Source organism: Bradyrhizobium yuanmingense (assembly GCF_029167105.1).
Classification (GTDB): domain Bacteria; phylum Pseudomonadota; class Alphaproteobacteria; order Rhizobiales; family Xanthobacteraceae; genus Bradyrhizobium; species Bradyrhizobium yuanmingense_A.
Genome location: NZ_JARFML010000030.1, coordinates 14413 through 39025 on the forward strand (window position 1 = coordinate 14413; position 24613 = coordinate 39025).

Below are 24613 nucleotides of genomic sequence, written 5' to 3' on the forward strand. Positions count from 1 at the left end.
AGAACAGCATGGGTCCGTTTCCGCACGATGCACCGCCGGCCACAGTGAGTGCCGACAACCCGATGGGTACCGACGGCTTCGAGTTCGTCGAATATGCCCATCCCAATCCGGAAGAGTTGCACGCGCTGTTCAAGCTGATGGGCTATGCGCCCGTCGCACGGCACAGAACCAAGAAGATCACGGTCTATCGCCAGGGCGACATCAACTATCTCGTCAACGAGGAGCCCGGCACCCACGGCTATGAGTTCGTCGCCGCGCACGGCCCCTGTGCGCCATCGATGGCGTTTCGCGTCGTCGATGCCAAGGCGGCCTATGACCGCGCGATTGCGCTCGGCGCCGAGCCGGCCGACCTATCGTCCGCGCAGAAGACGTTGGACGTGCCCGCGATCAAGGGCATCGGCGGCAGCCTGCTTTATCTGGTCGATCGTTACGGTGCCAAGGGCTCCGCCTATGATGCCGAGTTCGAATGGCTGGGCGCGCGCGATCCCAGGCCGCATGGCGCCGGCCTGTTCTATCTCGACCATCTCACCCACAACGTCCATCGCGGCCGCATGAATGTCTGGGCGGGATTCTACGAAAAACTGTTCAACTTCCGCCAGATCCGCTTCTTCGACATCGAGGGCCGCGCCTCCGGCCTGTTCTCGCGCGCGCTGACCAGCCCCGACGGCAAGATCCGTATTCCAATCAACGAGGATGCCGGCGATTCCGGCCAGATCGAGGAATATCTGCAGACCTATCGCGGCGAAGGCATCCAGCACATCGCCTGCGGCTGCCGCGACATCTACCGCACCATCGAAGGCCTGCGCGAGGCCGGCCTGCCCTTCATGCCGTCGCCGCCCGACACCTATTTCGAGAAGATCGATACGCGCCTGCCCAAGCACGGCGAGGACGTCGCGCGACTCAAGAAAAACGGCATCCTGATCGACGGCGAGGGCGTGGTCGACGGCGGCCAGACCAAGGTGCTGCTGCAGATCTTCTCAGCCAACGCGATCGGCCCAATCTTCTTCGAGTTCATCCAGCGCAAGGGCGACGACGGTTTTGGCGAGGGCAATTTCAAGGCCCTGTTCGAATCGATCGAGGAGGATCAGATCCGGCGCGGGGTGCTGAAGGTGGATGCGGCCTGACCGTCATTCCGGGGCGCGCGTCAGCGCGAACCCGGAATCTCGATGTGACAATCTCCAGATTCCGGGTTCGCTCGCAGCGCGAGCGCCCCGGAATGACGTCAGCCTTTCCACGCCTTCATCACCGCCCCGATCTCCGCCGCCTCCGGCTCGCGTGCCGCCGAGGGCGTGCGCGAGAACCGCGGCGCAGGGGCCGGCTGCTTCACGCCGTGACGCTCGATGAAGACGTTGCGGGCGACCATGTGCGGATGTTGCGTGGCCTCCGACATGGTCAGCACCGGCGCGAAGCAGATGTCGGTGCCTTCCATGATCTTGCACCAGTCCTCGCGCGTCTTGCTCTTGAACACGGACCGGAGCTTCTCCTTCAGCGCCGGCCAGGCCTTGCGGTCCATCTGCGCGTCGAAATCGGCGTCGGTGAGGCCGGCATGCTCGCGCAGCAGCGCGTAGAATTGCGGCTCGATCGAGCCGATCGAGACGAAGTGCCCGCAGGCGCATTCGTAGACGCCGTAGAAATGCGCGCCGCCGTCGAGGAAGTTCTGGTCGCGCTGCTCGGTCCAGCGGCCCATCGTGGTCATGTCGAAGAAGAACGACATCAGCGAGGCCGCGCCGTCGCACATCGCCGCGTCCACCACCTGGCCCTTGCCCGACCTCTGCGCTTCCAGCAGTGCGGCGAGCACGCCGACGACGAGATAGAGCGCACCGCCGCCGAAATCGCCGACCAGGTTGAGCGGCGGCACCGGCGCTTCCTTCGTGCCGATCGCGGCCAGCGCGCCGGTGATGGAGATGTAATTGATGTCGTGGCCGGCCGCATTGGCGAGCGGGCCTTCCTGGCCCCAGCCGGTCATGCGGCCATAGACCAGCTTCGGGTTGCGCGCGAGCACGACGTCCGGCCCGAGGCCGAGCCGCTCCATCACGCCGGGGCGAAAACCCTCGACCAGCGCGTCCGCGCTTGCGAGCAGATCCAATACTTGCGCGATCGCCGCCTTGTCCTTGAGGTCGAGCTCGATCACCTTGCGGCCGCGCCCCGCCACCGACTTCATGCTCTTCTTCGCGCCGACGCGGTCGAGCGTGACGACGTCGGCGCCCATGTCGGCAAGCATCATGCAGGCGAACGGGCCGGGCCCGATGCCGGCGAATTCGACGATGCGGAAGCCCGAGAGCGGGCCGGAGCTGCGGACGGAGGAGGTGGGGGCTGGTTTGTCGAGCACGTTGTTGTTTCCTCGGGTCGCGGGCGCATGCCGGCGTCGGCAATCGCCTCTGACGTTTCTTCTGTTGAGCGAGTTAATCGGCTGATTAACTTTTCTCGCCTTCACGCCGGCGAGGCAAGCGGTTTTCATGCCGCACGGCCAAAATAAAACGGCGCGCACCGAAGTGCGCGCCGCGGAAAATTTGCGTGGAGACGCTAGAGCATGATCCGGAAAAGTGCGTAGCGGTTTTCCGAAAAGATCATGCTCAAACAATAACCTAAAGCGCGATGACGATTCATCCTAATCGCATCGCGCTTTAGCCGAACTGTCAGCGCGCGGCGGCGACCGCGCGTTGTGCCATCACCTTGATCAGGTTGGCGCGATATTCCGCCGTGCCGTGGATGTCGGCCAGCAATCCGTTCGCCGAGATGCTGACGCTGTCGATCGCGGATGGCGACCAGTTCGCCTTCAGCGCGGCTTCGATCGCGCCCACCCGCATCACGCCGGTTTGCGAGGCGCCGGTGGCGGCGACCCGAACCTCGCCCGACTTGGTCTGCGCCACGAACACGCCGGTGAGCGCGAAGCGCGAGGCCGGATGCCGCATCTTCTCGTAGCCTGCCTTCGCCGGCACCGGGAATGACACGGCGGTGATGATCTCGCCGTCTTCCAGCGCCGTCGTGAACAGGCCCTGGAAGAAATCATCCGCCGCAATCGACCGCTTGTTGGTCTTCACGGTGGCGCCGAGCGCGAGCAGCGCCGCCGGGAAATCCGCAGCCGGATCGTTGTTGGCGATCGAGCCGCCGATCGTGCCGCGATAACGCACGGCGGGGTCGCCGAGCACCGAGGTGAGATAGGCGATCGCGGGGATCGCCTTCTTCACGTCGGCATTCGTCATGATGTCGTAATAGGTCGTCGCGGCCTTGATGGTCAGCGTGTCGCCCGACAGCTCGACGCCCTGCAGCTCCTTGATCCTGCCGAGGTCGATGACGTCGGAGGGACCTGCGAGGCGCTGCTTCATGACCGGCAGCAGCGTCTGGCCGCCGGCGAGGAACTTCGACTCGCTGCCCTTGGCGAACAGGCTGACGGCCTCGTCGACCGAGGAGGCGCGATGATAGGTGGTCTGGTACATCTTCGGTCCTCCCTTAAGCCGCGTGGATCGTGCGCCACACCCGGTCCGGGGTTGCGGGCATTTCCAGGTTGTTCTTGCCGATCGCGTCCGTGATCGCGTTGATCACGGCCGCCGATGCGCCGATCGCGCCGGCCTCACCGCAACCCTTGATGCCCAAGGGATTGCCCGGGCAGAGCGTCGTGGTGTGGGACAGGTTGAACGACGGCACGTCGTCGGCGCGCGGCATGGCGTAATCCATGAACGAGGCCGTGACCGGCTGGCCGTTGGCATCGTAGATCGCATGCTCGAGCAATGCCTGCCCGATGCCCTGCACGAGGCCGCCATGGACCTGGCCCTCGACGATCATCGGGTTGATCAGCCGGCCGAAATCGTCGGCCGCGACGAAGTTGACGAAAGAAGTCTTGCCGGTGCCGGGATCGACCTCGAGCTCGCAGATATAGGCGCCGGCCGGGAAGGTGAAGTTGGTCGGGTCGTAGAAGGCGCTCTCCTTCAGGCCCGGCTCCATCCCGTCAGGCAGGTTGTGTGCGGTGTAGGCCGCGAGCGCGACCATCGGCAGGGCGATGGCCTTGTCGGTGCCTGTTACCTTGAACTCGCCGTTCTCGATGACGATGTCGGCTTCCGATGCCTCCAGCGCATGCGCGGCGATTTTCTTGGCCTTGGACTCCATCTTCTCCATCGCCTTCAGGATCGCGGTGAGGCCAACGGCCGCCGAGCGCGAGCCGTAGGTGCCCATGCCGAACTGCACCTTGTCGGTGTCGCCATGGACGATCGAGACCTGGCTGATCGGAACGCCAAGGCGCTCCGCGACAAGCTGGCAGAACGTGGTCTCGTGACCCTGGCCGTGGCTGTGCGAGCCGGTGAGGATCTCGATGGTGCCGACCGGGTTGACGCGCACCTCGGCCGATTCCCATAGGCCGACGCCGGCACCAAGGCTGCCGACCGCCTTCGACGGCGCGATGCCGCAGGCCTCGATGTAGCAGGACACGCCGATGCCGCGCAGCTTGCCGTCGGCTTTCGCCTTGGCCTTGCGGGCAGGGAAGCCGGCATAGTCGATCGCCTTCATCGCCGCATCGAGGGAAGCGTTGAAGTCGCCGGTGTCGTAGGCCATGATGACAGGCGTCTGGTGCGGGAACTGGGTGATGAAGTTGGTCCGGCGCAACTGGGCCGGATCGACGTTCAGCTGCCGCGCCGCCGTTTCCATCAACCGTTCGATCAGATAGCTCGCCTCGGGCCGGCCCGCGCCGCGATAGGCGTCGACCGGCGTGGTGTTGGTGTAGACGCCGATCACCTCCGCATGGATCGCCGGGATGTTGTACTGGCCCGACAGCAGCGTCGCGTAGAGATAAGTCGGCACCGAGGACGAGAACAGCGACATGTAGGCGCCGAAATTGGCGTAGGTCTTCACCTTGAGGCCGATGATCTTGTTGTTGGCGTCGAAGGCCATCTCGGCGTGGGTGATGTGATCGCGGCCATGCGCGTCGGTGAGGAAGGCTTCGGTGCGGTCGCCGGTCCACTTGACGGGACGGCCGACCTTCTTCGAGGCCCACAGCGCCACCATCTCCTCGGGATAGATGAAGATCTTGGAGCCGAAGCCGCCGCCGACGTCGGGCGCGATCACGCGCAGCTTGTGCTCCGGGGCGATGTTGTAGAACGCCGACAGCACGAGACGCGCGACGTGGGGGTTCTGCGACGTCGTATAGAGCGTAAAGTGCTCCTCCGCGGTGTCGTAATCGGCGATCGCCGCGCGCGGCTCCATCGCATTCGGCGCGAGGCGGTTGTTGGTGACGTCGAGCTTCACCACATTGGCGGCTTTCGAGAAGGCGGCATTCACCGCGCCCTCGTCGCCGATCACCCAATCATAGACCTGGTTGCCGGGCGCCTCGGGATGAAGCTGCGGCGCGCCGGGCTTGATGGCGGCGTGCATGTCGGCGACCGCGGGGAGCTCCTCGTAGTCGACCACGACGGCTTCCGCCGCGTCGCGCGCGAGATTCTTGCTGTCGGCGATCACGACGGCAATTGCCTGTCCGACGAAGCGCACCGTCTCCGGCGCCATCGCCGGCCATGCGCCCATCTTCATCGGGCTGCCGTCCTTGGAGGTGATGGCCCAGCCGCAGATCAGGTTGCCGACCTTGTCGTCGACCAGCTGCTGGCCGGTGAGCACCGCGACCACGCCCGGCATCTTCAGCGCCGCGGACGAGTCGATCTTCTTGACCTTGGCGTGCGCGTGCGGGCTGCGGATGAAATAGGCATGGGTCATGCCCGTCAACTTGATGTCGTCGACGAAACGGCCCTTGCCGGTAATGAAACGCTTGTCTTCCTTGCGCACGACGCGCGCGCCGATGCCTTCAACACCCATGACTGGTCCTCCCGACCGGAAATTTCCTTGATCGCGCCGTCCATCGACAGCTGCGACGGTTGTTCTTGTTTCGAGGCGCGCCGCTTACTCGGCCGCCTGCGAGACCTTCATGCGGCCGGCCGCATCCAGCACGGCCTTGACGATGTTGTGATAGCCGGTGCAGCGGCAGATATTGCCTTCGAGCTCGGTGCGGACGGTCGCTTCGTCGAGCTGTCCACCATGGCGGTGCACGATGTCGATCGCCGACATGATCATGCCCGGTGTGCAATAGCCGCACTGCAGGCCGTGATTGTCGCGGAAGGCGGCCTGCATCGGGTGCAGCTCGTCGCCCTTGGCGATGCCCTCGATCGTCGTGACGTTGGCGCCGTCGGCCTGCCCTGCCAGCATGGTGCAGGATTTCACTGCACGGCCGTCCATGTGGACGACGCAGGCGCCGCACTGGCTGGTGTCGCAGCCGACATGGGTCCCGGTCAGGTTGAGGTGATCGCGCAGGAGCTGGACCAGCAGCGTGCGGTCCTCGACATCGACAGCAACGGCCTTGCCGTTGACCGTCAGTTTGACTGTAGACACTTGAAGTCCTCCCAAAGTGATTTTGATTGGTTCTAATTAGAGACAGCGCAAACGAAACTTTGCAACTGGGTTTTTGCTGAACGCGGTCATGGAAGGGTCATCGTGATGACGGTCGCCGATCTGCGATTCGGCCACGACGTCTCGTGCCGCCGCCGTCACGTGCTGCGACATTGTGGGAGACACACGGAAAGTCGCCGCCGCATCCGCGATGGCGTGCTCGGCTGCCGCCAAAAGAGGCGCGCGGCCTGATCGCGCGTGCCGTGGTCATCTCGCCGCTTGCCCCTGGACCTAGGCGCGGTCGTGCGTCGTTCCTCCCTCGAATGCCTTGCTCGTTGCGCGAATAGGAGCATGCGCCCCCGCCTTTGTAATCGCGATCTTGGTAGTAGGACGAGACAGCTTAAGCCATTGATTTTGCTTACGGCAATGCAGCGAAGTGCCGCCGTCAAGCCGCGTCGGCCAGGACAACCTATTCCGTCATTCCGGGGCCCGAGCGGAGCGAGTAGCCCGGAATCCATCGGGCCGCAGTGTCCGCGGGTAGATGGAATCCGGGTTCGCGCCAGAGGCGTGCCCCGGAATACCATCGCGTGAATGGTCCGAAAAAGCAGCACTAGTACTTCCTGGCGATTGAACGCAGCCGCGCGTCCTCCTAGTCGAGCGGTACAAGCAACGGCCAAAAGGGTGGAAGCGATGCAGATGAACGACAGTCAGCGGATTCCGGCGTCGAAGGCCAAGGTGTGGGCTGCGCTCAACGATCCCGAAATTCTCAGGCGCTGCATTCCCGGCTGCCAATCGCTCGAGATGGCGTCGCCGACCGAGATGACGGCGACCGTGGTGCTGAAGGTTGGTCCGGTGAAGGCGACGTTCAGCGGCAAGGTGACGCTGACCGATATCGATGCGCCCAACGGTTATCGCATCGTCGGCGAAGGCGCCGGCGGCGTCGCCGGCTTTGCCAAGGGCGTCGCGAAGGTCAGGCTGGAGGAAGAAGCCCCTGATGTCACCATCCTGCACTACGAGGCCGATGCGCAGATCGGCGGCAAGCTCGCACAGCTCGGCTCGCGATTGATCGACTCGACGTCGCGAAAACTCGCCGCGAACTTCTTCGAAAGTTTTGCCGGCGTGGTAGCGCCATCATCGTGATCGATGCGCGACGCCGCCTTCATTCGAGCGCGCATTTCGAGCTGCAAAACAAGGGCAAGACGTAAGTCGGCACAACGGGATGAGCCGCGAAAGCCGCCAATGATTTGCACTACTACCTTCCGCCTATACTAAGCGCGAAAAGGCGATGCTGTAATTTCGAACGATGGCTCGCAGGCGAACTGCGCATCACGAGCGCAAGCCGCTCAGGCGCCCAACGAGGCGTGCACAACAACATCGCGGAGGGAATACATGACCTTTGGAACGAAGGGCTTCTTGGCCGGCATCTCCATGATTGCGATGCTCGCCGCCGTTACACCGGGCGTTCGCGCCAACGACTCGGTGCTCAAGGCGCAATCCGATTCGAATCAATGGGCCGTTGCCGGCCACGATTACGGCAACACGCGCTTCAGCCCGCTCAAGCAGATCAACACCGAGAACGCCGGCAAGCTGACGCTCGCTTACTCCTTCTCGCTGGCGTCGCTGCGTTCGAACGAATCCTCGCCGATCGTCATCGGCAACACGCTGTACGTTTCGAGCTCGTGGGGTCCGAAATACGTCTATGCGCTCGATGCGGCGACGGGGCAGCGCAAATGGACTTGGGAGCCCGATATTCCCGAGGACGTGCTGCAATACGCCTGCTGCGACGTGAACAGCCGCGGCGTCTCCTATGCCGACGGCAAGATCTTCGTTGGCCGCCTCGACGGCAAGCTGACGGCGCTCGATGCCACGACCGGCAAGTCGCTGTGGACGGCGAAGGTGGTCGACTACAAGCAGGGCTCGGTCATCACCTCGCCGCCGCTCGTCGTGCGCGACAAGGTCATCACCGGTTTCGGCGGCGGCGAATACGGCGTGCGCGGCGCGCTGCTGGCCTTCGACATCAACAGCGGCAAGCAGGTGTGGCAGACCTACACCGTTCCTTCGCCCGACGAGCCCGGCGGCGATTCCTGGAAGGGCGACTCCGCCCAGCATGGCGGCGGCGCGGCTTGGCTGGTCGGCTCCTACGATCCGAAGACCGACACGGTCTATTGGGGCACCAGCAATCCCGCCCCGTGGAACACGGCGGTGCGTTCGACCGGCGACGGCAATTTCGGCAAGCTGACCAACCTCTACACCGCCTCGACGCTCGCGCTTGATCCCAACACCGGCAAGATCAAGTGGCACATCCAGACCACGCCGGCCGACGCCTGGGACTATGACGGCGTCAACGAAGCCGTGCTCGCGGATCTCAAGATCGGCGGCAGCACCGTTCCGACGCTGATGAAGGCCGACCGCAACGGCTTCTTCTTCGTCGCCAACCGTGAGACCGGCAAGGTGTTGTCGGCAGAGAAATACGTGTTCTCCAACTGGGCCAAGAAGTGGGACGTCGCCACGATGCGCGCGGTCGAGGATCCCGACAAGCGTCCCGGGCCCGGCCATCCCGCCAAGGACATCTGCCCGAACCTGATCGGCGGCAAGAACTGGCAGCCTATGTCGTTCAACCCGCAGACCGGCCTGGTCTACATCCCGTCCAACAACGTCTGCATGGACTGGTCGGTCAGCGACGTCACCTACAAGCGCGGCGTGTTCTATCTCGGCGCCGAATTCCCGACCAAGGAAGGCCCCGGCGGCTTCCTCGGCGAGCTCGTGGCCTGGGATCCGGTCGCCCAGAAGAAGGTCTGGTCGATCAAGGAAGACCTGCCCTTCAACGGCGGCACGCTGACCACCGGCGGCGGTCTCGTGTTTGCCGGCAACATCCATGGCGACTTCCGCGCCATCGATGCGAAGTCCGGCAAGGTGCTGTGGAGCAAGAATCTCGGCTCCGGCATCGGCGCAGGCCCGGTGACCTATCAGGTCGACGGCAAGCAATATGTCGCCATCGTCGTCGGCCGCACCGCTGCGCTGCCTGCGTTCCTGGGCGAGGTAGGAAAGAAGATGACGGCCGCAGCCCCCGAGGGCGGCTCGCTCTTCGTGTTCTCCGTCCAGTGACAACTCGCGCGCGTATCCTCGAGGTGACGGGATACGCGCGCGCTTTCTCCGGACTTTAGCTGCGGCATCAGCCGATGCTGGGTGCCGCTGCGCCTGGCTCAACAAGCTCCGGCGCAACAACCGCAGCGCCAAGAGAAACGTCAAGAGAAACGTCAAGCGAAACGCCAAGGGAGACGAGGATGCGTCCGAATCATTCCGCCACCGGTGCGAGCCGACATCGCGCCATCGCAGCCCTGCTCGCATGTGCCACTGCTGTGCTGATCGTTCCGGCCTCGCCGCTGCAGGCCGACGAGGCGCAGCCGTTCCGTCTCTGCGCCGATCCGACCAACCTGCCATTCTCGAGCGACAGCTCGTCGAAGCCGGGCTTCTACGTCGAGATCGGACAAGCCCTGGCGCAGGCGCTCGGCCGGCCGATCGCCTATGACTGGCACAAATCCTATTTCGGCAAGCGCACGGTGCGTGTCACGCTGCTCGGCAAGCAATGCGACGCCATGATCGGGTTGCCCAGGTCCGAGGATTTCATGGGTCCGGCCGTGATCTTCTCCGACACCTTCGCCAAGGAGGGCTATGCCCTCGTCGCCGCCAAGGAATCTGCGAAGGGCGCGGCGGTCGGCGGCATTGACGGCCTCAAGGGCAAGCGTGTCGCCGTACAGTTCGCCAGCACGCCGCAAAACCTGCTCGCGAGCCGCGACGACATCCAGAAAGTGACGGTGCTGTCGCCCGAGGAGGGCATGCGGGCGCTCGACCAGGGCCGGGCCGACGTCGCCTTCATCTGGGGACCGGTCGCCGGCTGGCTGAATAAGACCAGCTACGACGGCCGCTACCAGATCGAGCTCACCGAGGGCGAGGGCCTATCATGGGATGCCGCCATTGGCTTTGCCAAGACCTCGACCGAGCTGCGCGACCGCGTCAATGCCGTGCTGCCGCAGCTTCAGGGCAAGATCGGCGAGCTCGCCGTGAAATACGGTTTGCCGGGCGGCGCGCCGGTTCGCTTCGGCGCAGCGCCGACGCCAGCGCCGGTGACGACGGGCACGGGAAGCGGAGCCGGCGTCGCCCAGGTCGCCAATGTCGTGGCGACCGAGACCAAGGGCGATGCGGTCGCGCCGGGCCTTGAGGCCGTCGGTGCGGGCAAGGAGATCTTCAACGGAACCTGCGCGCACTGCCACGGTCCCGATGCGATCCAGAGCGAGCGCAAGATCGATCTGCGGCTGCTGCGTCACCGCTACGGCGACGAGATGCGCGAGAAATATTTGACCACCGTGCAGGAGGGACGGCCGAACAAGGGCATGCCGGCCTGGAAGGAGGTCTATACCGAGGACCAGTTCAACAGCATCTATTCCTTCCTGCTGACGGTCCAGGTCGAATCGAACGACTGAACGGTCTTGACCGAACCCGATCGGGAGGATGTGGTAGCGTTCATCCGGCGCCATCCCGGTGCCGGATTGATGCCGGATGGTTCCGCCTCTACGGCGGCGGATGCCCATACGGTGCAGCATTCGGCGGTGCAGTCCTGTGAAGGCGCCATGACCAGCTTCCTGATCATCGACGATCATCCGCTGTTTCGCGAGGCCCTCGGTAATGCGGTGCGGCTGGCCTTGCCGGAGGCGCGGATTGTCGAAGCGATGTCGATCGAGGACGCCCTTCACATCCTGACGGCCGAGCAGGGCGAGGGCATCGACCTCGCCCTGCTCGACCTCCTGCTGCCGGATGCAACCGGCTTCTCCGGCTTTCTGCGCTTGCGCGAAGCCCATCCGCGCCTGCCCGTCGCCATCGTGTCGAGCGAGGAGGACCAGCGCGTCGTCCGAGAGGCGCTGGAGCTGGGCGCCGCCGGTTTTCTGCCGAAGTCGCTGTCGAAGCGCGAGCTGGCGCAGTCGATCGAGGGCGTGCTGAATGGATCGGTGTCGGTGCCGAAGGATTTCGTGGCAACGTCGCAGCGGCGGCGGGCCGAGGCCAGCAAGGCGCTCGAGGTCAAGCTGCGCGAGCTCACGCCGCAGCAGCTTCGCGTGCTCGATCTGCTGCGGCGCGGCTATCCGAACCGGCAGATCGGCCAGGAGCTTCAGCTCGCCGAATCCACGGTGAAGGCGCATATCACCGAAATTCTGCGCAAGCTCGGCCTGTTCAGCCGCAACAAGGCGATCATCGAGATCGGCAAGGTGGACCTGCCGGATCCCAAGGCCCGGCCCTATGCGCGGGCCGACCGCGGGCGGCCGCAATGACGCGCAATGTCCTGCTTGATCTGAATCAAGCCGGTCTGGTCCGGCTGCGACATGCTCGTTTCGGCGTCGAACCCGTCGATCATCTGGCCAATCAACCGGGAATGGCTCACGCGTGATGCGATTTCTGATCGTCGAAGACCATCCGTTGTTTCGCGAGGCCCTCGAGGGCGCGCTCCAGATGGTGGCGCCGGCGGCCGAGATCCTTCAGGCGACGTCGATCGACGGTGCGCTCGAGCAGGCCGCGGCGGCTGCCGAGCTCGACCTCATCCTGCTCGATCTGTCGATGCCGGGCACCACGGGCCTTTCGGGCATCATCCGCATCCGCAAGGCCTTTCCCAGGATTCCTGTCGTCATCGTGTCGGGGCATCAGGATGCGCAGATCGTGGCCGGCGCCTTGTCGCTCGGCGTCTCCGGCTACATCCTCAAATCGTCCTCGAAGCAGGAGCTGGCGCAGTCGATCGGCGAGGTGCTGCGCGGCGCAGTCTGTGTCCCTGCCGTCTATCGCGGGCTGGTCCGCCCGCAACGCGCCGCCGGCCCGGCGCAGGACCTCCTCAAGCGCCTGCACGAGCTGACGCCGCAGCAATTGCGCGTGCTCGAAATGCTCAAGCGCGGCCTGCAGAACAAGCAGATCGCCTTCGAGCTGAACATCTCCGAGACCACGGTGAAGGTCCACGTCTCCGACATCCTGCGCAAGCTCAACGTGCTCAGCCGCACCAAGGCTATCGTCGAAATGTCCCGGATCGATTTCGCGACCCTGGCCGGCGAGGGGGCAAGTGCAAAGCAGGAGCGCTCGCGGACTGATCCGCGATCGGGATAGCTAGGCTGTCTGTTTACCCATAAATCGGGGTTGTGTGACAGTCATGCAAATGCATTCTGGTCACTCGCGGATCGCCTTGATGGAGGGTTGAATCGTAAGACGGTAGGCGACAAGTGCACTACCATCAAACTTCTCTAAAACCTCGCCGCAAGCAAGGCAACGATATTCCCCTTGCGTGCCAGGCACTGTCGCTAACTCAAGACGCCGAAAACCGGCTCCGCAGCCAGAGCACGTCACATCGCCCTTTTTCATAAGCTACCCCGTAAAACCCCCCGGCGCGGCTTCATAACATGAGTTAAGGCAGAACTGAGGACGGCTTACCCGCCGAGCATCAGCACGATCGCCGCCGAAATCTTTGCCAACCCGATCGTTCGGACGATAATGGCATCGCGCATCATAAGGCCGGAGCTTGGCAGCCATCGTGGTGCTTCGATAGCCATACCTAAGGATGCTTGAAGTCGTTCTGGACTCGTTCCGAGCATCAAATTCCTCGATCTGTCGGCCGAAAGGTAGCTTGCGGAAATTATTGGGACACCACGGGATTTAGATTAGGACACAAAGGCTTAATTGTGCCGCAAGCGGAAGTCGGCGCCGCAGCACGCCTCCTGTCTACAACGCCCTCAGCCGGCTCACCCTTTTCCGGGCTGCTCGCAAGAGCGGTCTTGCAGCCTGATCCTCCCGTCCAACGAGGACGCCCGATGCAAAGGCGCGAGCGCGTCGGTTGTGAGGCGGTGCATTGAGGGCCGCATCGAGCGCCATCTCCCGGTGCGCAAGATAATCATTAACTGCCCCCAATGCGTCCTGGAGCTTCTTCGAATGTTTCTCGAGTTGCGCAAGCCGCTTGCGCTGACCCCTGGAAGTGAACAGACTTTCGAAGAACCTCGCCGCATATCTGACCTTCTTGATCCTGATCCGCAGCCTGTGCCGCGCGCGAGCTGATAATTCCTCAAGCTGCTTGCCATCCTTCTGTATCTTTTGAATGCGGCGAACAAGAACTGTGGCGGCGAATTTGCGGATCGGAGTGTGGCCGCCGGAGCCGTGATGCGCCATCTCCACCCATTCCACCACGTCCAGCAACAACGTCCGAAAGCGTTTTGAGTCGAGGGCACTTGATGCCCGCTCGAAGGCCTCGGCGCGTCGCCGCGTGAACTCCTGCTTGACAGCCGCGATGCCGCGCCGTGGAATGACGTCACGAGCCGCGGGACGAATTGTCTGGTTGAGAAAGACGTCGAGCTCGCGAGCCGCCGCAAGCTCGCCCGTCAGCCACTTCAGCTCGCGCTTGACGTTTTCTGTGCTCGATTTCGGCAAGAGCTTCGAGAAGAGCGAAATCGCTGCGCGCAAGCGCCGCAATCCAACTCTCATTTCATGGACTCCTTCGGGATTGTGGTCCCGCACGGCATCGGCATTTCCCACGAAGTGCCGGATCGCGGAGCGAGCGACGATCCGGAAGGCGTCGCTTGCCTCCATTCGCTTGTCCAGCTTGATCGGGGCGGCGAAACTGACAGGATTGACTTGCCCGTCAGCGAGGTCATAGCCCCGTTCGGCCTTTGATCGCAGATACAGCTCGGCTTCCGTCCGTCGCGCCAACGCATCCGCTGTCTCGAACAGATCACGCGGCTTACCGCGCTTGAGTTCGATCTCCACTTCGTCGACCGGCTCCGAACGATGCCCCACCATGATCTTGCCACGGTCGATCGCGAGCTCGATCTCACTGCCCTTTCTCTGGATAGGCAGAGTGACGCGGTGCACGGAGGTCTTGAAGATCGGCTTGAGTTTCTGCCTCAGCTTTTTTGAGGAAAACGCCTCAACCGGGGAACCGTTGAGCTTTGTGAGATCGGGTGTGCCGCTTTCGATCAATGTTTCCCATTCGCCGCGGCCAAACCGCCCGTCCGTCTCCGATTTTACGGTTTGGACATACGTCTTCCTGTCGTGGCGAACGCGGAGAGAGAGACCATGTCTCTTTAGCTTGTGTCTTGGCGTATCAAAATACGTCGAAAGCAGGTCGGCTTCTGCCGGACATCCCAGCTTCGTGCCCGGAAGTCGCCCATGCTCCACTTGCTTCAAGGCACGATGTGGAATGTGAAATTTTAACTCGGCCTCGAGTCCCATGTGCCATTTCTCCTACTTTGCTCACGGAACCAGCAACGGATCGCAATGCAGAGATCGACGACAAAGACGCCTCTACTAATCCGGTTACGGACGCGTCTGTTCCGTCCTTCCCAAGGAGCGACATCCCCGTAAGCAAAGAGGCCGCTCTAACCGGGCGGCCTAGCAACTACTTCCTGCGGGGCAACGCGATCGGAATATGCTGCGTGGTACTTATCACGATGTGGGGTTTATCATCGGACGCGTGACTTCTCAGCGTCTCCAACACCAGAAAGAACTTTTCCGCAAGCATGGCAGTCAACCTCGCTGACGAAGGTATCTCCGGATCGCGACGAGGCGGATTGGGGAAAAGTCAATCACTCGCGCCGAGCGCTAGCAAATGAATTTGCGCGACAGAGTTGGATATTGGCTTTTTCCTCGTTCTTTTGTCCGCGCTGCGTTCCGCCGAGCGCTCAACGACAGAGTTTTGTCGGACAACGGTAGGGCGATACGCGACTTCCCTCGAACCATCCAAGACCTCGATCAGGGCATCGCATACGGGACAGCGGTATTGACCAGGCGCGCTCCTACGCGATGCGAGCTCGATCCGGCGGAAGCCGGCGGTGCAGTCGGGACACGTGACATCGCTCATCTTCATGGGGCCTGATGATGCGTCGGTTCCATCGAGAGTGCCAGTTCTTGATAGGACGTTTCGCAAACCGACAGCATGACTTGGCAAGGCACGAGCATGCACCGCAGGATCGGCAGTGATTCAGTTCGCGCTTTTTTTTCCGGCGGACGTCCCGCATCCTGGAAGTAATTCATTGATACATCAGAGGGATGATTTGCTGTAAGATGCTACCGGTACTGTGCATGGGGTTGTTTTGCGACTTTGGTTGCGCGCTTCAGCTCAGCAGGAACGACAGCAGCGCCCGCATCTCGGCCGGCTTGATCGGCTTCTTCAGCACTTCGAGGCCCTGCAGGCTCGCCTGCTTCACCGCCTGTTCGGAATAGTCGGCCGTGATGATCATGGCGGGCGTGTCGAGTTTCAAATGCTCCCGCACGTCGGCGATGGCCGACAGGCCGCTCTCGCCGTGATCGAGATGGAGGTCGGCGATCACGACATCGGGCGCGCCGCCGAGCTCGCTGAGGCGCACGAGCGCGTCCGCCCCCGATCGCGTGGTCGCGACGTCGCAGCCCCATCCCTCCAGCAGCGCGGCCATCGCCTCCGAGCCGTTCGGATCGTTCTCGATCAGCAGGATCTTGGCGCCTTCGAGCCCGCTGTAATCGTAGTGCCGCGCGGCGGGCGCGACCTCCTGCGCCTCGTCGGCGACCTCGGCGAGGTCGGCCGGCTCCAGCTCCAGGGTGAAGGTCGATCCCCTGCCGAGCTGTGACGACAGCCGCACCTCGTGCCCGAGCTCGCTGGCGAAGCGGCGGACGATGGAGAGGCCGAGCCCGAAGCCGGCCTGGTCGGCCGCATTGGCATCGCCGCGCTGGAATTCGCGGAAGATCGCCTCCTGCTGCGCCTGCGCAATCCCGGGTCCGGTGTCGGAGACCTGGACGCAGATCCGTCCGCCGCGCGGCCGGCATCCCATCACGACGCCGCCGCTGCGGGTATAGCGAATGGCATTGGCGAGCAGGTTCTGCAGGATCCGCCGCAGCATCATCGCATCCGACATCACCGCGAGCTGAGCGGGGCGGATGCGCAAGGACAGGCCTTGCCGCGCGGTGACCGGCTCGAATTCGTTGCGGAGCTGCTCGAACAGGGGCGCCAGCGCGATCGCGCGCACGTCGGGCTTGAGCGCGCCGGAATCGAGCTTGGCGATCTCCAGCAGCGAGCGCAGCAGGTCCTCCAGCATCACCAGCGAGCGGCTCGCCTGGTCGATCAGCACGCCCGCTTCCTGCGACTCCATCATCTCCGTCAGCGCGGACAGGGTCAGGCGCGCCGCGTTGAGCGGCTGCAACAGATCGTGGGTGACCGAGATCAGCACCGAGGATTTCAGCGAGCTTGCCGCCTCCGCCTGCTGCTTGGCGCGGTAGAGTCCCTCATTGGCGCGCTCGACCGAATGCAGCGCCTCGCGCAATTGGTGCGTCCGGTCGCGAACCTTGTGGTCGAGCGCAATGGCGGTTTCGAACAATGAAAAGGCGTTGAGCTGCTGGTCCATCGAGCGCTCGACGCGCGACATCAGCGCGGCATTGATCTTCCTCAGCTTGGCGGCCTCGCGCCTCAGCTGGTCGACCGCATCGGGGCCCTGCCACATGTCCGTCACGTCGGGCGCCTTCCGATCGCAACCCCCGTGAAGGTCTGGTTCACATGCATGGAGCCGAACTGCTCGCCGTAGGTGTGAAAGCCGACCACGCGGTTCTGCCGGTACAGTTCTGACATGTCGCGGGCGAGCTGATGCTGCTCGGCATCGAGCCGGCGGAGCAGGCATTCGAAGCCGATATAGAGCGAGACGTCACCGATCTGGTCGCGGATGTCGGCGAACGTCTCGCGGGCCGCGCCGACCAGGCTTCGTGAGGTCGCGGCGGTCAGCACCATGCCCTCGTCGATGGCGCAGAAGAAGTGCAGCGAGCCGTCCGGCTCGACGCGCTGGATCGAGCGCGCGTAATAGGCGCCGCCGACGCGCACCAGCACCGGATGCGAGGCGAACGAGAACGGATCGAGCTTGGCGTCCATGATGCCGACCACGCGCGAATATTCTTGCGCGGCAGGCTCGGCGTTCAGCTCCCGGACCGTGCGGTTTTCGATGTCGGCCTCGGTCACCACCATCTTCTGCGCCTGCGGCTCGAAATTGTCGCACTTGAAGACGCGGAACGGCAACGAGGTGTTCAGCAGGATCAACAGGGCGGCATTGCCGTGTGCCTTGCCGTCGAAGAACACGAATGTCTTCTCGAAGCGCAGCCCGTCGCCTGCCGACCCGCCGACGACCGGAATATCGTCCAGCGATGCATAGATCGCGGACATCACCGCTTCTTCGCGGCGGCACAGGCCATCGATCAGGACCAGGCCGAAGGGACTGCCGCGCTCGACCTGCGGCGTGGCCCGCAACAGCTCGTGCCGGAGCTCGCCGCCGATCCTGCGGCCGTCCTCGACGCGGAAGCTGTCGAGGTTGAAGATGGGCCGCACCACCGCTGAAAAGTCGGCGCGGCTGAACGCCAGCGCCACGACGCTGTTCTCGTCCCAGCCATCGGGGGCAAGCTCGCCCGCGGTGGTACAACCGCAGACCTCTGTGTCATCGAATTGCCGGCTGATCTCGGCGATGAAGCGATGGGGGTCGTAGCTGGGGGAGAGGAACACCAGGATCAGTGCCAGCCCGTCGGACGGGAGCTGGGCGGCCAGCTCGGCCACGGCGTCATCGACGCTCGCGGCCTTCGACTTGGCCACGGCAACGCCAGACGCACCGTCAAACCGAAAATCGGTTTGCCCCACTCCGTTTCTCCCTCGAGGCTCGGTCTGATGCCAAGTGCCTGATAAGTATTCGAGAGTAGGGCGTTTTGCAGGTCGCCGCAACACGGCACCCGGTCCCCGCAAGCCCGGACGGATTTACCACCCCTTGAGGATTCTGCCCTAATTTTGCGCATGGTTCGGAGCGGGCTGCTTCCGAGTCGCAGAATGCTGCAAGAACATGAGCTGGGGGTTGGGAATGTCCGGGCGTACCGCATCGCCGTCGAAGCGTTCACTGTTTCCGACCCTCAAGTTCCGCGCAAAGATCATCCTCGGCTTCGCCGCCGTGCTGGTGATCTCCGCCGGCAGCATGGCCTTCGCCTATTTCGGCTTCGAGCGGGTCGCCGCCGGGGTTGGATCCTACCGCAGCAGCGTGTCGGAGGCTGATCTCGCCCGCAATATCGACCGTGAGCTGCTCGCCTATCGTTCGGCCGCCAAATATTTCGTCGTCACCGGCAAGGAAGACGACGCCAAGGCGACGCTCGATGCCGAGGCCAGCCTGAAGAACGCCATCGACCAGGCCGTCAAGGCCGCCACCAAGCCGGCGCGGCAGGAAAGCCTTGGCAAGCTCGCCAAGGAATTCTCCAATTTCTCTGTCACCTTCGCCAAGGTGCTCCAGGCCAAGCGCGACAGCGCGCTGCTGGTGCAGAACCAGCTCCAGCGCAACGCCAACCTCCTGAAATACAAGCTCGACGACATCGGCAACAACGCCTCCGACGCCGAAGCGCAGGCGATCGAGTTCGGCACCAAGCAGGTCAATGCCCAGTTCCAAACCGCGAGTGCGGCGGCGACCAATTTCGTGCTGACGTCCGACCAGGCGATCGCCACCAGCGCGCTGGCGCGGCTGAAATTCGTCGAGAACTCGCTCGGCGCGGTCTACTCGATGGACGACAAGGTCGTCGCCGGGTTGAAAGATGCCAAGGTGCTGCTCGCCGCCTATCGCGAGGCGCTGGAGAAGCTGATCGCCAACGCCAAGCTGGTCGATGACCTCGTCACGGAGATGAGCGGCTCGGCCGGCGCGATCCAGCAAGGCGCCACCGCCATGAAGGCGGACCTCGTCGCCGAGCAGCAGCGGCTGGATTCGGAATCGGCGGCGACCATCGGGCAGACTGAGCAGCTGGTGCTGATGCTGGCCGTCGGCGGCACGCTGCTAGGCGCGGTCCTCGCCTTCCTGCTCGGCACCGGCATCTCGCGGCCGATGATCGCGATGTGCAAGGCGATGCGCGAGCTGGCCTCGGGCAATTTCGACGTCGTGCTGCCGGGCCTCGGCCGCAAGGACGAGATCGGCGAGATGGCCAGCGCGGTCGAGGAGTTCAAGATCCAGGCCGTTGCAAAGGCCGAGCGCGATGCCGCCGCCAGCGAAGTGCAGAACCGCGAGCAGGCCGCAAGCCGCCGCGCCGAGCTGATCCGCTTTGCCGACGATTTCGAGAGCGCGGTGGGTGCCATCGTCTCCAACGTCTCGGCCTCGGCCGTGCAGCTGGAATCGGCCGCCTCGACGCTGACCCGCACCGCCGAGACCACGCAGAGCCTGTCGAGCCAGGTCGCCGGCGTCTCCGAGCAGGCCTCCTCCAACATGCAGTCGGTCGCGACCGCGACCGAAGAGCTGTCGGCCTCGGTCGAGGAGATCGGCCGCCAGGTGCGCGATTCCAGCCGCATCGCGGAGGCTGCCGTGATGCAGGCCAAGGAGACCGACGGCCGCATCGGCAAGCTCTCGCATGCGGCCCAACAGATCGGCGAGGTGGTCAAGCTGATCACCGCGATTGCCGAGCAGACCAATCTGCTCGCGCTCAACGCCACCATCGAGGCGGCGCGCGCCGGTGAAGCCGGCCGCGGCTTCGCCGTCGTGGCGAGCGAGGTGAAATCGCTGGCGAGCCAGACCGCGAAGGCGACCGACGAGATCTCCTCGCACATCACGGGCATGCAGGGCGCCACCGCCGAATCGGTTGCCGCGATCAAGGAGATCGGCGCGACGATCGGCCAGATCTCGTCGATCTCGACCTCGATCGCGAGCGCGGTGGAGCAGCAGGGCGCCGCCACCCAGGAGATCGCCCGCAGCGTCCAGACCGTCGCCCAGGGTACCCAGACCGCGGCCACCGATATCGGCGAAGTCAACCGCGGCGCCGCCGAGACCGGCTCGGCCTCGGAAGAGGTGCTGAACTCGGCCAAGACGCTGTCGAGCGAAAGCACCCGCCTTCGCGCCGAGCTCGACCGCTTCATGGCGAATATCCGCGCGGCGTAGTAAAGCGCACCTTAACAAATCCCCTACGTCACCTAACCGCCAGTTGCGGCGCCACAAGTTTACCGCAGCTTATCCTTTGCCGGTTACCGTGCACACGAGTCGGGAAGCGGGCTGCTTCCCGGCTGCGCCTGGTTTTCCGCGAATGGAATGGGGTGGGGGAATGTCGGTCACGTCCAAATCGAGCCAATCGAAGTCGCGCCATTCGAAGCTGCCAACGCTGCGTTTTCGCGCGAAAATTATCCTCGGCTTCGTGGCGGTGCTCGCCATCCTCGCCGTCAGCATGGCGTTCGCCTATTTCGGCTTCGAGCGGATCGCAGGCGCTGTGGCCTCCTACCGCACCAGCGTAGCGGAAGCCGATCTGGCGCGGACGGTCGATCGCGAGCTGATCGCCTATCAGGGGCTGGCACGGGCCTATACCCTGACCGGCGCGGCCGATGACGAGACCGCAGCCAAGGCCGCTGAAGGAAATCTGAAGAGCGCGATCGCCAAGTCGATGGCCGCCACCACGGGCGCGCCTCGCCGCGAGCAGGTCGGCAAGCTCGAGGCCGAGTTCCAGAGCTTTACGAAAGTCTTCAGCGAGATCATCACGCTGACGCGCGAGAACAACAAGATCGCGGCCGACGAGCTCAACAGTGTCGGCAACAAGATCCGCTTCAAATTCGACGATCTCGCCGACACCGCGGCCCTGGCGGGTCTCGGCTCGGTGCAGACCACGGCCAAGGACATCACCTCGCAATATCTGGCGGTCTCGACCTCGGTCAGCGCCTTCGTCGCCAAGCCGGAGCCGAAGACCGCCGACGGCGTGATCGCCCGCATCAAGTTCCTCGAGACGCTGCTGGTCTCCGTCTACGCGAACGACCAGAAGATCACCGATCGCGTCAAGGAGATCGGCGATCTCTTGAAGCAGTACCGCACCTCGTTCGCAAAGCTGACCGAGAACGTGAAGGTCATCGTCAAGCTGAACGGCGAGATGACCAAGACGGCGGCGACCATCCTCAAGCTCTCGGCCGAGCTGCGTTCGGATCTCACCGCGGACCAGCAACGCATCGAGGCGAGCGCCAATGCGACGATCGTAGAGACCCAGCAGCTGATGCTGATGATGGCGCTCGGCGGGCTGGCCATCGGCATCGTGCTGGCCCTGTGGCTCGGCAACGGCATTTCGCGGCCGATGATCGCGATGTGCAAGGCGATGCGCGAGCTCGCCTCGGGCAATTTCGACGTCGTGCTGCCGGGCCTCGGCCGCAAGGACGAGATCGGCGAGATGGCCAGCGCGGTCGAGGAGTTCAAGATCCAGGCCGTTGCAAAGGCCGAGCGCGACGCCGCCGCCAGCGAAGTGCAGAACCGCGAGCAGGCCGCAAGCCGCCGCGCCGAGCTGATCCGCTTTGCCGACGATTTCGAGAGCGCGGTGGGTGCCATCGTCTCCAACGTCTCGGCCTCGGCCGTGCAGCTGGAATCGGCCGCCTCGACGCTGACCCGCACCGCCGAGACCACGCAGAGCCTGTCGAGCCAGGTCGCCGGCGTCTCCGAGCAGGCCTCCTCCAACATGCAGTCGGTCGCGACCGCGACCGAAGAGCTGTCGGCCTCGGTCGAGGAGATCGGCCGCCAGGTGCGCGATTCCAGCCGCATCGCAGAGGCTGCCGTGATGCAGGCCAAGGAGACCGACGGCCGCATCGGCAAGCTCTCGCATGCGGCCCAGCAGATCGGCGAGGTGGTCAAGCTGATCACCGCGATCGCCGAGCAGACCAATCTGCTCGCGCTCAACGCCACCATCGAGGCCGCGCGCGCCGGTGAAGCCGGCCGCGGCTTCGCGGTGGTTGCGAGCGAGGTGAAGTCGCTGGCGAGCCAGACCGCGAAGGCGACCGACGAGATCTCCTCGCACATCACAGGCATGCAGGGCGCCACCGCCGAATCGGTTGCCGCGATCAAGGAGATCGGCGCGACGATCGGCCAGATCTCGTCGATCTCGACCTCGATCGCGAGCGCTGTGGAGCAGCAGGGCGCCGCCACCCAGGAGATCGCCCGCAGCGTCCAGACCGTCGCCCAGGGCACCCAGACCGCGGCCACCGATATCGGCGAAGTCAACCGCGGCGCCGCCGAGACCGGCTCGGCCTCGGAAGAGGTGCTGAACTCGGCCAAGACGCTGTCGAGGGAAAGCACCCGCCTTCGCGCCGAGCTCGACCGCTTCATGGCGAATATCCGCGCGGCGTAGGTTCGCTGTTCCTGTAGCTCGCGGCCCCGAAAGGCCGCGCTATCGCCTTACACTCCGCTGTCCGGAACGACAGCGGAGTGAGTTCACTCCCTTCCGAACGCCCGCTTCAGCTCGACCTTCGCGCGCTCCAGTCGCGTGCGCTGCGTCTTGGGCAGCGTCTTGCCGGCGCGGTTGATGTAGAAGGTCAGCATCGACAGCGCCGAGCGATAGGCGCCAGTCTTGCGTCGCGAGCTGTGCTCGGCCGAGCGCTTCAGCGAGGCCGCAATCCTCGTCGCGCTGGTCAGCTTGAACACCCCTTGCTTGAGGTCGAGCGCATCGCTCTCCTCCGTCACGCCCTGCGACCAGCGCCTTGTGGCGCGTTTGGTGCTCTTGTGGGCGGTCCCGCTCCGCCGGGTGTTTGCCTTGCGTGCCGTCTTGCGCGGGCTGCTGTTTCGAGAATGTGTCGTCATTCTGACCTGAGCCATGCGCCAACTCCTTGCGGGTCCAGCGGAACGAGCGGTGCTCGCTGGCGTTCCCGCGGGAACCCGGGCCCATCGCAAACGTTGTCGCAAGGTGGCAGGCAGAATGCCGCACCCCGATGATCGGATCGACCCCGTCCACGTCATGTGAACCGGGGCCGCTTCCATTGATCAGACGCAACAACCCGATGGAATTGCAGCAGAGCCCAACGCTGAACTATGCACCCGTAGTCCCGGCGGCGGCCGTGACCGACCGCATCGTCGAGACCAGCATTCCCTCGCGGCTCGATGCGCTGCCGTGGAGCGGCTTTCACACCCGCGTCGTGCTCGCGCTGGGCATCACCTGGATTCTCGACGGCCTCGAGGTGACGCTTGCGGGTGCGCTCTCCGGGGCGCTGAAGCAGAGCTCGTCGCTGAATTTCTCCAATCTCGATCTCGGCATCGCCAACTCCGCCTACCTCGCAGGCGCCGTGCTCGGCGCGCTCGGCTTCGGCTGGCTGACCGATCGTATCGGCCGCAAGAAGCTGTTCTTCATCACGCTCGCGCTCTATCTCTCGGCAACGGCCGCAACCGCGCTATCGTGGGATATCGGGAGCTACGCGCTGTTCCGCTTTCTCACCGGCGCCGGCATCGGCGGCGAGTACACCGCGATCAACTCGACGATCCAGGAGTTGGTGCCCGCACGCTATCGCGGCTGGACCGATCTCGTGATCAACGGCAGCTTCTGGATCGGCGCCGCGATGGGCGCGGTCGCCGCCATCGTGCTGCTCGATCCCGCAGTATTCGCTCCCGATCTCGGCTGGCGCCTGGCCTATCTGATCGGCGCCGCCCTCGGCCTCGTCGTGCTATTGATGCGGATGTGGATCCCGGAAAGTCCGCGCTGGCTGATGATTCATGGCCGTCCCGACGAGGCCCATGCCATCGTCGACGGGATCGAGCGCTCGGTGATCGGGCACGACCAGGATACGAGTGACGGACGCTTCACCAAGATCCGCCTGAAGATGCGCGATCATACGCCGATCGCCGAGGTGGTCCACACCTTGTTCTCGGTCTATCGCCAGCGCGCATTGGTCGGCCTCGTGCTGATGAGCGCGCAGGCGTTCTTCTACAACGCCATCTTCTTCACTTTTGCGCTGGTGCTGACCGATTTCTATGGCATCAGCGCCGATCACGTCGGATGGTACCTCTTGCCGTTCGCTGCCGGCAATTTCCTCGGGCCGCTGCTGCTCGGCCGCCTGTTCGATACGCTCGGCCGCCGCATCATGATCATGTTCACCTATGGCGCATCGGGCGTGCTGCTGGCGCTGTCAGGCTATCTGTTCTCGATCGGTGTCCTGAGCGCGCAGGGGCAGACCATCGCCTGGATGGTGATCTTCTTCTTCGCATCGCCCGCCGCGAGCGCGGCCTATCTCACCGTCAGCGAGACCTTTCCCCTCGAGGTTCGCGCGCTGGCGATCGCGGTATTCTATGCGGTCGGCACCGGCATCGGCGGCGTGATAGGGCCGGCGCTGTTCGGCGCGCTGATCGACACGGGATCGCGCACCAGCGTGTTCGCCGGCTATCTGCTGGGGGCCGTCCTGATGATCGCGGCTGCGATCGTGGCGTGGCGCTATGCCGTTGCCGCCGAGCGCAAATCGCTCGAACACATCGCGCGGCCGCTCGCCTTTATGGAGTAG

General features: G+C 64.2%; 17 protein-coding genes. 9 read left to right on the plus strand and 8 right to left on the minus strand.

Going from position 1 to position 24613, the window contains the following annotated elements:
• Positions 1 to 8: 8 nt before the first annotated feature.
• Complete coding sequence (hppD, locus tag P0R31_RS30410; protein WP_275518175.1) at positions 9 to 1124, plus strand: 4-hydroxyphenylpyruvate dioxygenase; 1116 nt, start codon at positions 9 to 11, stop codon at positions 1122 to 1124.
• Between the two features lie 98 nt (positions 1125 to 1222).
• On the opposite strand, the gene P0R31_RS30415 is transcribed toward hppD, so the two are convergent.
• The 4 genes from P0R31_RS30415 to P0R31_RS30430 form a co-directional block, all read right to left on the minus strand.
• Positions 1223 to 2329, minus strand: coding sequence for a CaiB/BaiF CoA transferase family protein (locus P0R31_RS30415; RefSeq protein WP_275518176.1), 1107 nt, complete (start codon positions 2327 to 2329; stop codon positions 1223 to 1225).
• A 307-nt stretch (positions 2330 to 2636) separates the two neighbouring features.
• On the minus strand, positions 2637 to 3437 hold the full coding sequence (locus tag P0R31_RS30420) for an FAD binding domain-containing protein (protein WP_275518178.1): 801 nt from the start codon (positions 3435 to 3437) through the stop codon (positions 2637 to 2639).
• A 13-nt stretch (positions 3438 to 3450) separates the two neighbouring features.
• A complete protein-coding gene (locus tag P0R31_RS30425; RefSeq protein ID WP_275518179.1) occupies positions 3451 to 5793 on the minus strand; it encodes a xanthine dehydrogenase family protein molybdopterin-binding subunit in 2343 nt (780 codons plus the stop codon).
• A gap of 84 nt (positions 5794 to 5877) precedes the next feature.
• Positions 5878 to 6363 (minus strand): (2Fe-2S)-binding protein, encoded by a 486-nt coding sequence (locus tag P0R31_RS30430; protein WP_225143293.1) that lies wholly within the window; start codon positions 6361 to 6363, stop codon positions 5878 to 5880.
• A 693-nt stretch (positions 6364 to 7056) separates the two neighbouring features.
• Here P0R31_RS30430 and P0R31_RS30435 point away from each other — a divergent pair.
• The 5 genes from P0R31_RS30435 (at position 7057) to P0R31_RS30455 (ending at position 12498) form a co-directional block, all read left to right on the plus strand.
• Complete coding sequence (locus P0R31_RS30435; protein ID WP_430516876.1) at positions 7057 to 7500, plus strand: SRPBCC family protein; 444 nt, start codon at positions 7057 to 7059, stop codon at positions 7498 to 7500.
• A gap of 249 nt (positions 7501 to 7749) precedes the next feature.
• Entirely contained in the window at positions 7750 to 9465 is a 1716-nt protein-coding gene (locus P0R31_RS30440; RefSeq protein WP_275518181.1) for a PQQ-dependent methanol/ethanol family dehydrogenase, read from the plus strand.
• Positions 9466 to 9644: 179 nt separating this feature from the next.
• Complete coding sequence (locus P0R31_RS30445) at positions 9645 to 10841, plus strand: c-type cytochrome (RefSeq protein WP_275518183.1); 1197 nt, start codon at positions 9645 to 9647, stop codon at positions 10839 to 10841.
• Between the two features lie 147 nt (positions 10842 to 10988).
• Entirely contained in the window at positions 10989 to 11681 is a 693-nt protein-coding gene (locus P0R31_RS30450; protein ID WP_036016149.1) for a response regulator, read from the plus strand.
• Between the two features lie 115 nt (positions 11682 to 11796).
• Positions 11797 to 12498, plus strand: a complete 702-nt coding sequence (locus P0R31_RS30455; RefSeq protein WP_275518259.1) for a response regulator transcription factor — start codon at positions 11797 to 11799, stop codon at positions 12496 to 12498.
• Between the two features lie 609 nt (positions 12499 to 13107).
• Here P0R31_RS30455 and P0R31_RS30460 read toward each other — a convergent pair.
• The 3 genes from P0R31_RS30460 to P0R31_RS30470 all read right to left on the minus strand — a co-directional run bounded on the left by P0R31_RS30460 (position 13108) and on the right by P0R31_RS30470 (position 18016).
• The gene (locus P0R31_RS30460; protein WP_275518184.1) at positions 13108 to 14607 is read right to left on the minus strand and encodes a CYTH and CHAD domain-containing protein; all 1500 of its coding nucleotides are present in this window, start codon (positions 14605 to 14607) and stop codon (positions 13108 to 13110) included.
• 881 nt (positions 14608 to 15488) lie between these two features.
• Positions 15489 to 16844: a hybrid sensor histidine kinase/response regulator gene (locus P0R31_RS30465; protein ID WP_275518261.1), complete on the minus strand. Its 1356-nt coding sequence runs from the start codon at positions 16842 to 16844 to the stop codon at positions 15489 to 15491.
• 5 nt (positions 16845 to 16849) lie between these two features.
• The gene (locus P0R31_RS30470; protein WP_275518185.1) at positions 16850 to 18016 is read right to left on the minus strand and encodes an FIST N-terminal domain-containing protein; all 1167 of its coding nucleotides are present in this window, start codon (positions 18014 to 18016) and stop codon (positions 16850 to 16852) included.
• A 214-nt stretch (positions 18017 to 18230) separates the two neighbouring features.
• On the opposite strand from P0R31_RS30470, the gene P0R31_RS30475 reads away from it, so the two are divergent.
• Together P0R31_RS30475 and P0R31_RS30480 are read left to right on the plus strand one after the other, a co-directional pair.
• Positions 18231 to 20270, plus strand: a complete 2040-nt coding sequence (locus P0R31_RS30475) for a methyl-accepting chemotaxis protein (RefSeq protein ID WP_275518186.1) — start codon at positions 18231 to 18233, stop codon at positions 20268 to 20270.
• A gap of 160 nt (positions 20271 to 20430) precedes the next feature.
• A complete protein-coding gene (locus P0R31_RS30480; RefSeq protein WP_275518187.1) occupies positions 20431 to 22479 on the plus strand; it encodes a methyl-accepting chemotaxis protein in 2049 nt (682 codons plus the stop codon).
• Positions 22480 to 22562: 83 nt separating this feature from the next.
• Here P0R31_RS30480 and P0R31_RS30485 read toward each other — a convergent pair whose 3' ends face one another.
• Complete coding sequence (locus tag P0R31_RS30485) at positions 22563 to 22943, minus strand: DUF3175 domain-containing protein (RefSeq protein WP_275518188.1); 381 nt, start codon at positions 22941 to 22943, stop codon at positions 22563 to 22565.
• A gap of 182 nt (positions 22944 to 23125) precedes the next feature.
• On the opposite strand from P0R31_RS30485, the gene P0R31_RS30490 reads away from it, so the two are divergent.
• A complete protein-coding gene (locus tag P0R31_RS30490) occupies positions 23126 to 24613 on the plus strand; it encodes an MFS transporter (protein ID WP_275518262.1) in 1488 nt (495 codons plus the stop codon).